The organism is Burkholderia sp. AW33-5 (assembly GCF_053427615.1).
Window position 1 is genome coordinate 202,100 of record NZ_JBSAXA010000003.1, and the last position, 15,116, is coordinate 217,215.

A 15,116-nucleotide genomic window follows, 5' to 3' on the forward strand; every position below is an offset into this window, starting at 1 on the left:
ATCGATTACGCACCCCGTTCGCGTGCGTCGAAAATTCGTATGCACACCGCGGCCGCCAGCGCGATCGCCGCGGACAGCAGCATCATGACCAGCGGCGCATGACCGGCGTTGCCGACGGTCGGCACAGCACCCGTCAGCGACGATAGCGCCGCCCCGCCCGCGATCGTCATCGCCCCGGCCAACCCCGATGCGCTACCGGCCAGTTCCGGCCGCACGGACATCGCACCCGCATGCGCGCCCGGATTCGATAGCCCGTTGCCGATGCCGATCAGCACGCACGGCCCGAACCATGCGATCGCGTGCGTCACCCCTCCGAAAAGCAGCGCGAGCGCGATCGCTGGCCCCATGCACGCGACCACGCGGCCGCACAGAATCGCCGTGGCGAGCGGATAGCGATGCGCGTGACGCGCGGCCAGAAAGCTGCCGCACACGAAGCCGGCCGTGATCGCCCCCATGTAGAAGCCGATTTCCGCCGGCGGGATGCGGAACACGGCCTGGGCGGCGAGCGGCGCGCCGGCCAGGAACGCGTAGAACGCGCCGGTCGAAAACGCCATGCAAAGCGCATAGGCCCAGAAGCGGCGCGCCTGGAACAGCGCAGGATATGCGCGAAGCTGCTGGGCGAGCGTCGTGGCGCGCGTCGTATGCGTCTCCGCGAGATCGAACGCGCACCAGCCGAGCAGCACGATACCGCCCGCACCGAGCAGCCAGAAGCTCGCGCGCCAGCCGACCGTCTGATCGAGCACGCCGCCCAGCGTCGGCCCGATCATCGGCGCGAACGCGGCCGCCATCGCGGCATAGCCGATCCGGCTCGCCGCGCGCGCCCCGCCGGCGGTGTCGCGCAGCGTCGCCATCGACACCGGATAGACCGACGTGATCGCCGCCTGCATCAGCCGGCACGCGAGGAACGCGCGGATGTCGGACGCCATCGCGCAGCCGAGCGACCCGAACGTGAAGACGCCGAGGCTCGTCAGGATGATCGGCCGCCGCCCGAAGCGGTCCGACAGCGGCCCCATCACGAACTCGAGCGACGCGGCGACTGCTGCGTAGCCGCCGAGAGACAGTGCGACGAGTGCGTAGTCGGCGCGCAGGTCAAGCGCGATCGCGGGCAGTGACGGCAGGAACAGGCTCAACGGCAGCACCGAGAACGCGCATAGCAGGATCAGCGTCGCGGGTCGCGGTGCGGCTCGTTCGGAAGCGATCGGCGGGTTTGGTTGCAAGCGGGTGGCCTCCGGGCGCGTGGCCGTGCGCAATGGAAAAGGAGCTTGTGGATTTCCGTGGATGTCGCTTGTCGACCCGGAGCGGTCAGCCGCTTTTCTCCAAACCGGTCGCTCGATCTAGGCATGCATTTGATCCGAGCACATCCCAATCCGGAACTTCCGCGGTCAGGATTCGAAGCCGAAAAGCAGACTCCCGAAAACTATGGGCTGATGTCACTTCCGTACGTCGAGTGTTGTGTCATGCCGAGTCTTGCTCGCGCGCGTCACAATCCTGAACCGAACAACTTTGGCAGTCCGGTTGTTTGCCGCAAACAGGCTTTGGGCGCCACTCGTGCTCCTCCTTCGCTCGGTCCTGCGCGTACCACATAACCAAGCGATCGACTTGGCGAGAGCTGAGCTCAGAGACACCTGGGAACATCACACCGTTGCGCGATGGCGGTGGCGCCAGCGCACTCGAAGAGAAGGGTGCGCAAGCGTCCTGCCATGCTCTCACGAACGGAAGCGTGAGCGCTGGGCGGAGATCATCCGTAGCGCCGTCAGGAAAGTATCGTTTCCATTGGCCACCTAGCCTGCTGACGAACCGACAAATATGCCGATCCGGTTTTACCACTCCCCATCCCAGGTCCATCAGGATATGAAGCGCCGCCTTGTCTGCGACACCTGTAAAGGTATAGAGGACCGTGAATGGATCTACGATATCGTCGAGTGACCAATTCTTCTTCGGTTGAAGAACCGTCGCGAGCCGGTCCGTTCCATAAGCGGAAATCTCTTTCGCCCGCATGAAGAGTTCCTCGACGCGCCTGCGCATCCCGAATTCTTTTCCGCCGACAACGGCGAGCTGCTCAATGTCGGCAACCGTCTGTCTACCACTGACGGCATCTTCTATCGTGAATGGCAGCGCTCGGAGCGCGTCAATGCGTCGAGTTATGCCGGCTTGGCCCATTCCCATCGAATACATCGGCAAGTAGAGGACAGCGTCGACAGCAGTGAAATTGTTTACGACGCTGTCCAGTCGCCGCTTAAGTTCTGCAGGATTCAGCGTCCTCTGGCAGAGATTCTGGTAGACGGCGTTAATCTGATCGGGTGTCATAGTGATGAGGTCGTAAGTGCCCTTGTGATTTTCCAACCGCAAGGCGGCCGTTGGCGAAGGTCGGCTCGTGGCCAACTGCAACCCAACGCGCTTGGCTGTAGCCGACCCGAAAGCGACAATCTCAATTTCCGACAGCGGCCATTCAAACCCATCGCGCAATGTCGTCATCGGCGTTGACGGCACGTACCGTTAGCACCCTACAACTGCGAGTAAATGACGGTCATCCCTCGGTCCCCACGTCTGTATCCGGGGCGTGGAGAAGCGAAATTCTGATTCTGTAACACGACTAGATTCTGAATTTTGCGAACCTCCATGAACCGCCAGTCTGGGATCGGCGGATGATGGCTTTGGCCCGTCGTTTGATAGCAACGAAGCACGTCGTGCCCGGCTGTCGAGCGCCCAACTGCGTGAGGTTCGACGGTTCGCGAGAGTCCGTCATACACGAAGCTGAGGATGCGCCTATTCTGCACGGCGTCGATAATTGTCTGTAACATGGGACTCCTCTGCTCAGGAAGCGTGAGCGACCCTCCCGAACTTCGATGAATTAAGGATGGCTCACCATTACAAACTCTCTAATCTGCCTTCCACCGACGGCTGTGACGCGAAAGCAAGGGGCGTTGTTGTCGGGCCTTAGATATAACGCGTACCCCCGCTCCTTCAGTTCGTCGATCCGCTGTTCCGCTACCCATGCACATCCACCGCCTTCATAGCCGGCGGGAACAAAGCGCCGGTCAACTTCAACGGGCTCTGGCGGAGGAGGGTTGGCCTTCTTCTTCGTCCACAAGTAAAAATCCTCTCCTGCCTTCTTAACAAATCCAGTCCCGAAGGCGGTAAAGGCAGATATTGCCACACCCCACAAAAAGCTTGGCAAGTCGGTGGGAAAGATAGTCACTGCAACTAAAGCCCCTCGAGTTCAATTGAGCCTATAAGGCCGGAATTCCGACGCTCATCCCTCGATTAAAATTGACGGATACGGCGTGCCCTTCGAAGCGCAGGCGACATTGTTGATTGTCACCGATCTCGGTAGCGATGTCGAATGACCCAAGTTGGCCGAACGCGGCCGGCCGCCGCCCCGTGACGCGCGACCGGCGCAGATCGACCCATTGCTGCCGCTTGCGTGCGCTGGATCGAGTGCCAGAAACTGGACGTTCGAAAACCCATGTGGTTAGCCTATATACTCCTATCTGAGCGGAGCTATCGTGCAGCACAGCATCATCCGAGTCAGATGAAATGTCCACGCAACCTCACGTGAATCTGAGTGAACCTAGCTTGCAGATTGCGAGCTTGAAACTCTGGGTCCATTGCCGTCAATTTCCGTTGGCACAAGATTACTGGGATGGAAACTGGTTGTACGTGACAGCGCGATGCGACTCTGGACACTCATCCGTTGCAACACGCGGCTCCATCGTTCACTTGGGTGAGTTGGCGCGGCTCCTTGATGAATGTGAGCGTCTCTACGAGTCTCTATCTGGGGTTGCGAAACTTGATTGCATCGAGCCAAATCTCAGCGTTACCTTGACAGCCCAAACAGTTGGGCACATCGACGTGCAGATTGACATCACGCCCGACCACATGTTGGAGAGGCACGAGTTCAAGGAGTCGATTGACCAATCGTACTTACCGGCAATCATCTCGCAGTGCCGCGAAATTCTGACCGAGTACCCGGTTCGCGATCCGAAAATGGGGGCTGATTAGCGCAAGCCGATCCGCGTCTGCCGAGAACTTTACCGCCGACTTAATGAACTGCCCCGAAAGCTGCCTTTCGCGACCGTCTGCTTCTGGCCGCCAACCGACGGATGCGGCCGACGGTTGCCGACCCATAAGAGACAACGATCTTTCTACAAAGCGGCCATTAGACTCGGCGACGTTTGCGACTCAAAGCAGGAGCAGCAGCGCACCGAAGAAAAACAGGAAACATCCTGTAGCAAACTGGGCTTGGAGAAAGCCGCGCCATCCTGGATAGCCATATGGCACCGGTTGGGAGTATCGGGTCGGGATAGGCAGGCGCAAAAGCCAAGTGCGCAAGGCGTGTGTGAGCGCGAGCACGCCCCCGGCCAGGATAAATAGCGAAAACGTCAGAGGCGTATCGAACGGAATCGGAATGTCAAATACTTGCATCACAATGAGGACAAGCGCGCCTAGTACCAAAAGTCCGCATAGCAAGCGATAGAGCGGAGTAAGGCTCGTCTTTAACCACGTTGGCGCATTGCTCTCGCCTTGAGGTGGAGGCGTCCAGGTCATTCTGTTTGGTGGATGGGGTCCGTGCGTGGGGACAGGATTTGGCCGTGATTTGAATTTAACCTCATCTCATGGTCAATCGCCTGATTGTTTACGATTCCGGGATTCCCGTCGAGCGTCCAATTCTGGCCGAACGCGGCCGACCGCCGCCGACCGCCGCCCGGTGACAGACGACCGGCGCAGATCGACCCACAAGAGGCGCTCGACGTTACCGGAAGCGGACATACACCAAGAACATCAGAGCACAGTTGGGAGTCGCCGTACCCACGGTGCTTCACGATGTAGGGCGAATGCGAAGGCCGTTCCAATCCAGACGAAGGAAACCCATCGAGATCGCAGGACCACCCGTCGGGAGAATGCAATATTCCGTACCACCCGGTGCGTAGCCTAACTCCTTCCAGTTCAGCGAGATCAGTTTTCCCCATGAGTGGCGCACGGTGCGCACAGCGCCTCGCACTTTGGTCTCGCTAAGGCCAGACGTATCGGGTTTCGTCAAAAGGTGGTCAACGACTTCGCTTTCAATGAAGATGTGCGGCGAAATGATCTCGACCGCATGTGGGCCTTTCTCGGCAAACCGACCCGTCACCCCAATGACTTTGGTCGAAGTTTCACCTTGGAGGATCACAATTTCCTGCCGTATATCGCCCCATTCCTCGTTCATCCAGTCATAGTCGGCATTGTTCGGCACCGTGATCAGGGCGGCGTCGAAATCGAGCGTGAGCGGTCCGAGAGTGATGGAGTACATGGGGGTGCGAGATTTCCAATATAGGAGTTTCTTGGCACGGATTGTCGGCGATTTCGGCCATGCGGTCGAACGGCTCATAATGGCCGCTCGCGGCCGGCCGCCGCCCTGCAACGCGCGACCGGCGCAGATCGACCCGGAGCTGTCTCTGGCCAATGCCACGATCGGTCGTTTGTCGTCGGTATCGACCTAGTTTGCAGACGGATAGCCTGTGTCATGAATAAAGAGAAGCCGATAATCCAAGGAAGCTCGGGCCACTGAGCGTGGCCCCGTCCAGCGAGCCACCGCTACTAAGAGCATTGGATACGGCAGCGAGAATGCCACTCCTGGCCGCGTTGTTTCTCAATACGTGACGAGGGCCGGAATGAAAGATGTGTTGGGCAATCTCCAGCGCCGCCACGAAAACCGGCTCATGAGTGATTGGAACCTCCACCCAAGCTCCGGATTCATCTCGCACTGCAAAAGTGTCCGGTAGCGTCATGCCCGATGCCGCCGGCAGATGTGACGCCACAACCAAGCCAAACGCTTCCGGAATGATATCGACTAGTCTACGCACTGTCGTGTCATCTCTGACTAATGCTCGAATTCGGTTTTCGATTTCGTCATCGATACATTCTTGAGCACCGAGAATTTCGACTGCAGCAACAATTATGTTGATGGAAACAGGCGCCATTCCGTCGATTGATTTTCTGATTGCGGGGTTGGTAGTCTTGGTCTCAGTACGACCATTGTCAATGGCCTCAGCTCCGACGTCGAACGTCTCTTCATGGCCGCACGCCGCCCCCTCCCCACGCCCCCTCAACACCCCTACCGCGCCCGCACCGACACAAACTTCCGCGCATTCTCGCGCTGAATCAACACGGCGATCACCCCACCTTTCGCTTCGAGCGACTGCACGTCGTCCGGCGTTTCGAGCAGCGTGTCGTTGAGTTCGAGCACGACGTCGCCGGGCCGGATTCCCGCGTTCGCGGCCGGCCCGTGCACCGCATCCACCATCATCCCGACCGCGAGCCCGGTCGAACGCCGTTCGGCATCGCTCAGCGGATGCATCGTCAGCCCGAGCCGATCGCCGCTGTCAGCCGGCCGCGCGGCCGCCATCGCCACGCCGGCGGCACCGCCCGCGCCGACCGTGCCCGCGCTGCCCGTGTTGCCCCCGTTCCCCGTCACTCCCGCGCTGTCGATCGCATCGCCGGTGCCCACGCCGGTAACCGTCAGCATCATCGGCACGCGGTTGCGGATCACCCGCAGCGGCGCCTTCGCGCCTGACGGCAATTCGGCGGCGAGGTCGTTCAGTTCGGCCGACCTGCCAATCGGCTTGCCGCCAAACTTCACGATCACGTCGCCGGGCCTCACGCCGGCCGCGGCGGCGGGCGAGCCGGGATCGACGCCGTTGACGAGCGCGCCCGCCGGACGCGGCAGGCCGAACGCCGCAGCCAGCCCGGCGCCGACGTCCTGCACGTCGACACCCAACGCGTTGCCGGACGACGCGCGCTGCGTCTGCGCACTGGCCCGCATCTGCGCCTGCACTTGCGCACGCACCTTCACGGCGAGCGCGATCGGAATCGCGAACGTCGTGCTCGCGTAGCGGTCGGCGCCCGTATAGACCTGCACCGCAATGCCAATCACGTCGCCCGCGCGGTTGAATACGGGGCCGCCCGAGTTGTCGGGATTCACCGCGATGTCGGTCTGGAAGAACGGAAACGCGCTGCCGTCGGGCAGCGCATGCGACGTCGCGCTGACGATGCCGGCCGTGACCGTGTTGCCCGAGCCGTCCGGCGCGCCCATCGTCATCACCGGTTCGCCGGCGCGCACCCGCGACGAATCGCCGATGCGCACGACCGGCAGCTTCGTCGCGTCGACATGCAGCACGGCGACGTCGCTTTGCGGATCGACGACCAGCACCGTCGCCTTCAGGTCGCGGTGATCGGCGAGTCGCACCGTGACGTCGGTCGCATCGTCGACGACATGCGCGGACGTGAGAATCAGCCCGTCGGCGCTGACGATGAAACCCGAGCCGCTGCCCGACAGCGTGCGCGGCGCCGTATCGGGCGCCGGTGGAACCTGTGCGGACATCGGCGGACCGCCGCGGCGGAAGAACGCGGCGAGCGGATCGTCGGAATCGAGAATCGCGAAGGACGGGCCACCGGCCTGCTGGTCGGGCGCGGCGGTCATGATGGTCACGACCGCCGGGCCGTATCGGTCGACGATCGTCGGGAAGTCGACCGGCATCGCGTGAGGCGATGCGGCGAGCCGGTTCTTCATGACAGGCGGTGTGGCGGGCGGTGCGACGGTTCCGGCAACGGCTGGCGACGGCGACAGCAACGAGGCGAATACGCCCCCGATCAACGCGGTGCGAAGCACGGCGCGAGCAAGCGTCTGGCGAACCACGGTGCACCTCCCCCGGCAGTCGCGGCCCCGCCCCGCGCGGGCGCCGACAAGCACCGGTACACCCCTCCATTTATAGTCCACGCAGCATGCGGAACATACGAATCGAAACCCGCATGCCGGGTCGTCGCGCGGCGTGGGAGCCGCGACAGCGTTCGTTCCGGGCAAAGTTCACGGTTCGTCAATCGGAACATTCACCCGCCATCGCGGCGATGCGCGCGGCGAAGTACGTCCCGCGCTACCAGGCCAGCTGCAGAAAGTTGCGCACCACCGCCGACGGATCGTCGCGTCGCGACGCAATCGCGAGCCGCGCGCGCAGCCCGTTGCCTGCGACCTGCCGATACACGACGCCCGCGACCTGCACCTGCGTGATCGCCTTCGGCACGATCGACACGCCGAGCCCGGCCGCGACGAGCGTCACCGCCGACGCGATTTGCGGCGCGGGCTGCGCCATGCGCGGCTGGAAGCCGGCGGCATTGCACGCCGCGACGATGTCGTCGAACAGCGCACTGCCCGCTTCGCGCGGCACCTGCACGAACGCCTCGTCGGCCAGTTCCGCCAGATCGATCCGGCGCCGCTGCGCGAGCCGATGCGCGACCGGCATCGCGACGAACATCGGCTCCTCGTCCCAATCCGCGGCCAGCAACGTGTCCGCGATGCGACGCTCCGGCCGCACGATGGCGACATCGAGCCGCCCGGCGTCCAGCGCCTCGAGCAACACGCCGGAGGTCGCCTCCTGCAACGTCAGGTCCGTATCCGGAAACGCTTCGCGAAAGCGACGAATCAGGTCGGCCACTTTCGAATTGAAGGCCGCCGTCCCGGTGAAACCGACTCGCAGTTGCCCGATTTCCCCACGCGCGGCCCGTTTTGCCGCGCGCGCGGCGCGCTCCGCATCGTCGAGCACGCGCCGTGCCTCCTCGGCGAACACCTCTCCCGCGACGGTCAGCTCGGCACCGCGTGCGGTCCGCCTGAACAGCTCCACGCCGAGTTCGTTTTCGAGCGCCTTGATCTGCTGGCTCAGCGGCGGCTGCCCCATGCCGAGCGCTTCCGCAGCCTTCGTGAAGTTCGACGTGGCCGCCACGGCCAGGAAGTATCGGAGATGTCGAAGTTCCATGTGATCTCGGGTAGACGGAAATGGCGATCGAGCCATTCTCAAAAAGTATTGCTACGGTTTCTTTCATATATTGGACATATATATGATCGTGCGCAAGAATTCGGGCATTCCCCAGCCCATCGGGTACATAGCATGTCGAATCCCGCGATTTCGTCCACCACGACTCGCGCCCCGAGCGCCGCGCCGGATGCGCTGCCCGCCGGCGTGTCGCCGCGCTCGGCGGCGTACAAGCGCATTGCACTGGCGCTCTTCCTGGCCGGCTTTTCCACCTTCTCGCTGTTGTACTGCGTGCAGCCGTTGCTGCCCGCGTTCGCACGCGAGTTCAACCTGGGCGCGGCGTCGAGCTCGCTGTCCCTGTCGCTGTCGACGGGGATGCTGGCGGTCTCCATCCTGTGCGCCGGCGCGCTGTCCGAACGCTTCGGCCGACGCGGGCTGATGTTCGCGTCGATGACGCTCGCGGCGCTGTTCAACGTGCTCTCGGCGATCGCGCCGAACTGGAACCTGCTGCTGATCTGGCGCGCGCTCGAAGGTTTCGCGCTCGGCGGCGTCCCGGCAGTGGCGATGGCCTATCTCGCCGAGGAAATCGCCGCCGACGGGCTGGGCCTGTCGATGGGGCTCTATGTCGGCGGCACCGCGTTCGGCGGCATGATCGGGCGAATCGGGATGAGCGCGCTCGAGGAGTATTTCTCCTGGCGCACCGCGATGCTGACGATCGGCGTCGTCGACCTGGTCGCGGCGATCGCGTTCGTGATGCTGCTGCCGCAGTCGCGACGCTTCGTGAAGCGAACCGACCTGACGCTGCGTCACCACCTGCGGCTGTGGAACGCGCAGTTGCATCACGCGCGCCTGCCGTTCGTGTTCGCGATCGGTTTCCTCGTGATGGGCGCGTTCGTGACCGTGTACAACTACGCCGGGTTCCGGCTGACGGCCGCCCCGTTCAACCTGAGCGCGACCGCATGCGGGCTGATCTTCGGCGCCTATCTGTTCGGGATGGTGTCGTCGTCGAGCGCCGGTGCACTCGCCGATCGTCTTGGGCGCGCGCCCGTCCTCGTCAGCGGCATTCTCGTGTTCGCGGCCGGCCTCGCGCTGACGTTATCGCATTCGCTCGTCGCGATCATCGTCGGGATCGTGCTGATCACGATCGGCTTCTTCGTCGCGCATGCGGTCGCGAGCGGCTGGGTCGGGCAGCTCGCCGGGTCCGCGAAGGGGCACGCCGCGTCGCTCTACCTGCTGGCCTATTACCTCGGGTCAAGCGTGCTGGGCTCGGTCGGCGGCACGTTCTGGCAGCACGGTGCGTGGCGCGCGGTCGCCGCGTATGTCGCGGTGCTGCTCGTGCTCGGCCTGGCGGCTGCGCGCCGGATCATGCGCGACGAACGCGTGCGGTAAGTTCCGATTCGCAGCGACGCGACTGCGGTTCACTCTCCCGCGACCCGATGCGCGATCGTCGACAACGTCCGCAGCATCGGCGCGAACGCATCGGCCGACGTATTGCCGAAACCGAGCACGAGCCCGTTGGCCGCCGACGTCGCGTGGATCGAAAACCCCGACAGCGGAAACGGCCCGATCCCGTGCGTGCGCGCCGCCTCGACGATCGCGCGGTCGCGATAGCGTGCCGGCAGCCGCAGCGCCAGGTGCAGCCCGCACGGCCCGCCCTCGACCTGATGCGGCACGGCGAACGCGTCGTCCAGCGCGGCGAGCAGCAAGCGCCGCCGGTCGCGATACAGCCGGCGCATCCGCCCGAGATGCCGTCCGTATTCCCCCGTCTCGATGAAATCGGCGAGCGCGAGCTGCACGTGGCGCGTCCCGCCGCGCAGCATCTCCGGCAACGCCGGCCGCACCGCGGCCAGCAGCGCGTCGGGCAGCACGAGAAAGCCGATCCGCAACGCCGGAAACATGGTCTTGCTGAACGAGCCGAGATAGACGACCGGCGAATCGGCCGCGAGCCCGTGCAACGCGCCGATCGGCTCGCCCGTGTGGCGAAACTCGCTGTCGTAGTCGTCCTCGATGATCCACGCGCGATGCCGGCGTGCGGCGTCGATCAGCGCGAGCCGGCGCGAGATCGACAGCACCGCGCCGGTCGGGAACTGGTTCGACGGCGTGGTGTAGACGAGCCGCGGCGGCCGCTCGCGCCAGTCCGCGTCTTCCGCGCGCAGCCCCTCCGCGTCCACCGGCATCGGCACGACGTCGAGATCGGCCGCCTGCATCGCGGTGCGCGCGCCGCGATAGCCGGGCTCCTCGACCCAGACCGTGTCGCCCGGGTTCGTCAGCAGTTGCGCGCACAACGCGATCGCCCCCTGCGCGCCCTCGGTGATCACGATCTGCTCGGGATCGCAGCGCACGCCGCGCGTCACGGCCAGATGGCGCGCGATCGACTCGCGCAGGGCGCGCTCGCCGAGCGGGTCGCCGTACGCGAGCAGGTCGCGGCCGGCGCGGCGCAACGCGCGGTCGATCGCGTGCCGCCACGCATCGACCGGAAAATGCGACAGCGCGGGCACGCCCGGCCGGAAGCCCTCCGATTCGCCGGTGCCGATCAGGCTCGGACGGATCCGGCCAAGCCGCTGCGCGACGGCCGGCGGCGCGGCCCGCCGACGCGGTGCGGCCGGCCGCGACAGGCCGACCACGCGCGTGCCACGGCGATCGGATTGCAGGAAGCCTTCCGCGACGAGCTGTTCGTAGACGGCCGCCGTCGTGTTGCGCGACACGCCGAGCGTCTCGGCCAGCGCGCGCGTGCCGGGCAGCCGCGTGCCGGCCGGCATCGCGCCGCCGAGAATCGCGTCGCGCACACGGCGCAGCAACTGCCGCTGCAAGGAAGGAGCGCCGGCCGTGCGCGCGAGCGGCGCGTCGAGCGGCAGCAGCGGCGCGGCGCCGGAAGGAATGGCAGTCGTCATCGGGATATCGCGGCGTGGAAGTGTCGGTGCATGGCGCCATCGTCGCGCGTTCGTGGCACCATAAATTTGCCATTGTCTGGCGCTTCTCATGGTACCTCGCCGGGACTACGATCGTCTGCATGCCGGCATGTCGCCGGCCGCCAACCGAAGCGAGATCGACCTTGTCCACGCTCACCAACGACTTCCAGCAGCCCATCGGCCACCCCGTTCCCGACTGGTCCGCGCGCCCGCGCCCGGAGCGCATCGTGCTCGAGGGCCGCTACTGCCGCCTCGAACCGCTCGACGCCGACCGCCATGCCGCCGACCTGTACGCCGCGTATGCGCAGGCGCCCGACGGCGGCGACTGGACCTATCTCGCGCACGGGCCGTACACCGACGAGTCGAGCTACCGCGACTACGCGCGCGGCGCGGCGGCAAGCGCCGATCCGCTGCACTACACGGTGATCGACCGCGCGACGAACCGAGCGGTCGGCACGCTCGCGCTGATGCGCATCGACCCGGCCAACGGCGTGATCGAGGTCGGCTCCGTCACGTTCTCGCCGCTGCTCAAGCGCACGCCGATTTCGACGGAAGCGCAGTACCTGCTGATGAAATATGCGTTCGACACGCTCGGCTACCGGCGCTACGAATGGAAGTGCGACGATCTCAACGAGCCGTCGCGCAAGGCGGCCGCGCGGCTCGGCTTCCGTTACGAAGGCACGTTCCGGCAGGCGATCATCTACAGGGGCCGCAATCGCGACACGGCGTGGTTCTCGATCGTCGACGGCGAATGGCCAGACGTGCGCGCCGCGTTCGAAGCCTGGCTCGCGCCGGAGAACTTCGACGCCAACGGTGCGCAGCGCGAGTCGCTCGTTGCGATCCGCCACGCGCGGGCTCGTGCGCGCGACGCAGCCGGCCGCGCGAACGATGCGACGCGCGTCACGGTCCGCCCGCTCGTCGCCGCCGACGAAGCCGCATGGCGCCCGCTGTGGCAGGGTTACCAGAGGTTCTACGAGACCGCGCTGAGCGACGCCGTGTTCGCGACGACGTGGGCGCGCCTGATGGACCCCGCCGAACCGATGTTCGCGCTCGGCGCCTTCGACGCGTCAGGCACGTTGGTCGGCATCGTGCACGCGATCTATCACCGCTCATGCTGGACCGAAGGGCCGTACTGTTATCTGCAGGACCTGTTCACGGCGGCCGACGCCCGCGGACAAGGCGCGGGCGGTGCGTTGATCGAAGCCGTGTACGAGCGGGCCCGCGAAGCCGGCGCAAGCCGCGTGTACTGGCTCACGCACGAAACCAATACGACGGCACGCGCGCTGTACGACAAGCTCGCGACCAACGCGGGGTTCATTCAGTACCGGAAGGATCTCAAGTAACGCGCGGGTGCGACCGGTCGCGCTCAGCCCAGGGCGTCGACCGGATCCGTCGCCTCGCCGCAGGCTGGTGCAACGTGACACGCGGCGCCGGCCGCAGGCGGCACCGACGCGGGGTGGATCATCTCGTCGCCGTTGACGGGCACCGGCCGCCGCACCGGCCGGTACACCGGTTCGCCCGGCTCGATCGCCTGCCCCGAGATCGCGCAGCGGCCCGGCTGCAACGCGACGCGCAAGCGCCAGCGTTGCTCGCCGTAATGGCAGCGCCCGCTTTCGCTCCAGCGCACCAGCAAGCCGTCGTCGCCAGCCTCCAGAATCGACACGAACAGTTGCGGCCGCAACGGTGAAACGCCAGGCGCGACAGGCTCCGGAAACGGCGCGCGATCGGCGCGCTCCGACTGCCGGGCCATCCCGACCTCTGCCGGCAACGACATCGCGTCCCGCTCGTCGGCTACCAGCATGTGGTACGACACGTACTCGCAGATCAGGCTTTCGATGAGGTTTGGCATGCTGGACAACATTCCGTGAAGATTGAAACGAGCCGCGCCGCGCACGCACGCGATCGGACATTGCCGCAGATGATACAAATTGAAGTTAACTTTAAGTAAAGAGGTGGCGCGCGCAACGGTGCGTTTCGCCGATCGGCACAATGGGTTGCCCGACGGCGGCGGCAGCGTCTCGCGTTTCGTCTCAATCGGCTGAGACGAATGTCCCGGCGTCTCACCCGTCCCAGCCCATCGCAAGCGCAGCACGTTTCACGTGCGATTCGCTCTGCACGCCCTGATCTCGCCGCAAAACCGGATGCTGCACCGCACACCGCCCCTCCCGCTCCGTCGCCACCCGACCGCCGATTCGGGCTGGCCCCGTTCCTGCATGTCGGTCGCTCGCGCAATCGCGCGACGGACGCGCCGGCTCCCTTGCCGCGCGTCCGACGACAACCTGACGGAGACAACAACGTGAGTACACCGGCACCGAACACCGCTCCCAGCATGAAGGCCGCCGTCTGGCACGGCCGCAACGACATCCGCGTCGAGGAGGTTCCCGTTCCGGCGCATCCGCCGGCCGGCTGGGTCCAGATCCGCGTGCACTGGTGCGGGATCTGCGGCTCCGACCTGCACGAGTACGTCGCCGGACCCGTGTTCATCCCCGTCGACGCGCCGCACCCGCTGACGGGCCTGAAGGGCCAGTGCATCCTCGGCCACGAATTCAGCGGCGAAATCGCGGCGCTCGGCGCCGGCGTGACGGGCTTCGCGGTCGGCGAGCGCGTGACGGCCGACGCGTGCCAGCATTGCGGCACCTGCTGGTATTGCCGGCACGGGCTGTACAACATCTGCGAAAACCTCGCGTTCACCGGGCTGATGAACAACGGCGCGTTCGCCGAATTCGTCAACGTGCCGGCCGAACTGCTGTACAAGCTGCCCGACGACTTCCCGACCGAAGCCGGCGCGCTGATCGAGCCGCTCGCCGTCGGGCTGCATGCGGTGAAGAAGGCCGGCAACATCGTCGGCCAGACCGTCGTCGTGGTCGGTGCCGGCACGATCGGCCTCTGCACGATCATGTGCGCGAAGGCCGCGGGCGCCGGACGCGTGATCGCGCTGGAAATGTCGGCCGCGCGCAAGCAGAAGGCGCTGGAAGTCGGCGCGACGGTCGTGATCGATCCGAAGGCGTCCGACGCGATCGCGGAAGTCAAGGCGCTGACGGGCGGCTACGGTGCCGACGTGTCGTTCGAGTGCATCGGCCACACGGCCACCGCGCAGCTCGCGATCGACGTGATCCGCAAGGCCGGCAAGTCGGTGATGGTCGGCATCTTCGAGGAGCCGACCTCGTTCAACTTCTTCGACATCGTGTCGACCGAGAAGGAAGTGATCGGCTCGCTCGCGTACAACGGCGAATTCGCGGACGTGATCCGCTTCATCGCGGACGGCCGCATCGACGTGCAGCCGCTGATCACCGGACGCATCAACCTCGGCGACATCGTCACGCACGGCTTCGAGGAACTGGTCAACCACAAGGACCGGAACGTGAAGATCATCGTCCAGCCCGCGACCGCCTGACGAACCGGGGCCGGCCAACCGGCACATGTT

At 65.1% G+C, this 15,116-nt stretch carries 13 protein-coding genes; 4 read left to right on the forward strand and 9 right to left on the reverse strand.

The window, feature by feature from the left end:
• Window positions 1–5 precede the first annotated feature (5 nt).
• Window positions 6–1,217, reverse strand: coding sequence for an MFS transporter (locus ACV22V_RS07640; protein ID WP_448013420.1), 1,212 nt, complete (start codon window positions 1,215–1,217; stop codon window positions 6–8).
• Window positions 1,218–1,455: 238 nt separating this feature from the next.
• Window positions 1,456–2,475: a hypothetical protein gene (locus tag ACV22V_RS07645; protein ID WP_448013421.1), complete on the reverse strand. Its 1,020-nt coding sequence runs from the start codon at window positions 2,473–2,475 to the stop codon at window positions 1,456–1,458.
• 1,116 nt (window positions 2,476–3,591) lie between these two features.
• On the opposite strand from ACV22V_RS07645, the gene ACV22V_RS07650 reads away from it, so the two are divergent.
• A complete protein-coding gene (locus ACV22V_RS07650) occupies window positions 3,592–4,002 on the forward strand; it encodes a WapI family immunity protein (RefSeq protein WP_448013422.1) in 411 nt (136 codons plus the stop codon).
• A gap of 180 nt (window positions 4,003–4,182) precedes the next feature.
• On the opposite strand, the gene ACV22V_RS07655 is transcribed toward ACV22V_RS07650, so the two are convergent.
• The 5 genes from ACV22V_RS07655 to ACV22V_RS07675 form a co-directional block, all read right to left on the reverse strand.
• On the reverse strand, window positions 4,183–4,548 hold the full coding sequence (locus tag ACV22V_RS07655) for a hypothetical protein (protein ID WP_448013423.1): 366 nt from the start codon (window positions 4,546–4,548) through the stop codon (window positions 4,183–4,185).
• A gap of 271 nt (window positions 4,549–4,819) precedes the next feature.
• Window positions 4,820–5,290: a hypothetical protein gene (locus tag ACV22V_RS07660; protein WP_448013424.1), complete on the reverse strand. Its 471-nt coding sequence runs from the start codon at window positions 5,288–5,290 to the stop codon at window positions 4,820–4,822.
• A 211-nt stretch (window positions 5,291–5,501) separates the two neighbouring features.
• Window positions 5,502–5,960 (reverse strand): hypothetical protein, encoded by a 459-nt coding sequence (locus ACV22V_RS07665; RefSeq protein ID WP_448013425.1) that lies wholly within the window; start codon window positions 5,958–5,960, stop codon window positions 5,502–5,504.
• Window positions 5,961–6,094: 134 nt separating this feature from the next.
• Window positions 6,095–7,675, reverse strand: coding sequence for a trypsin-like peptidase domain-containing protein (locus ACV22V_RS07670; protein WP_448013426.1), 1,581 nt, complete (start codon window positions 7,673–7,675; stop codon window positions 6,095–6,097).
• 235 nt (window positions 7,676–7,910) lie between these two features.
• Window positions 7,911–8,786 carry a LysR family transcriptional regulator gene (locus tag ACV22V_RS07675; protein WP_448013427.1) on the reverse strand — a complete coding sequence of 292 codons (876 nt, stop codon included), beginning with the start codon at window positions 8,784–8,786 and terminating at the stop codon, window positions 7,911–7,913.
• Window positions 8,787–8,918: 132 nt separating this feature from the next.
• Here ACV22V_RS07675 and ACV22V_RS07680 point away from each other — a divergent pair, with 132 nt between their 5' ends.
• The gene (locus ACV22V_RS07680) at window positions 8,919–10,172 is read left to right on the forward strand and encodes an MFS transporter (RefSeq protein ID WP_448013428.1); all 1,254 of its coding nucleotides are present in this window, start codon (window positions 8,919–8,921) and stop codon (window positions 10,170–10,172) included.
• 29 nt (window positions 10,173–10,201) lie between these two features.
• Here the strand turns inward: ACV22V_RS07680 and pdxR are convergent, their stop codons facing one another.
• A complete protein-coding gene (pdxR, locus tag ACV22V_RS07685) occupies window positions 10,202–11,674 on the reverse strand; it encodes a MocR-like pyridoxine biosynthesis transcription factor PdxR (RefSeq protein WP_448013429.1) in 1,473 nt (490 codons plus the stop codon).
• Window positions 11,675–11,835: 161 nt separating this feature from the next.
• Between pdxR and ACV22V_RS07690 the strand changes: the two genes are divergently transcribed.
• Entirely contained in the window at window positions 11,836–13,035 is a 1,200-nt protein-coding gene (locus tag ACV22V_RS07690; protein ID WP_448013430.1) for a GNAT family N-acetyltransferase, read from the forward strand.
• Window positions 13,036–13,058: 23 nt separating this feature from the next.
• Here the strand turns inward: ACV22V_RS07690 and ACV22V_RS07695 are convergent, their stop codons facing one another.
• Window positions 13,059–13,541, reverse strand: coding sequence for a DUF3331 domain-containing protein (locus ACV22V_RS07695; protein WP_448013673.1), 483 nt, complete (start codon window positions 13,539–13,541; stop codon window positions 13,059–13,061).
• 480 nt (window positions 13,542–14,021) lie between these two features.
• Here ACV22V_RS07695 and ACV22V_RS07700 point away from each other — a divergent pair, with 480 nt between their 5' ends.
• Complete coding sequence (locus tag ACV22V_RS07700; protein WP_059607288.1) at window positions 14,022–15,086, forward strand: 2,3-butanediol dehydrogenase; 1,065 nt, start codon at window positions 14,022–14,024, stop codon at window positions 15,084–15,086.
• Window positions 15,087–15,116: the final 30 nt, after the last annotated feature.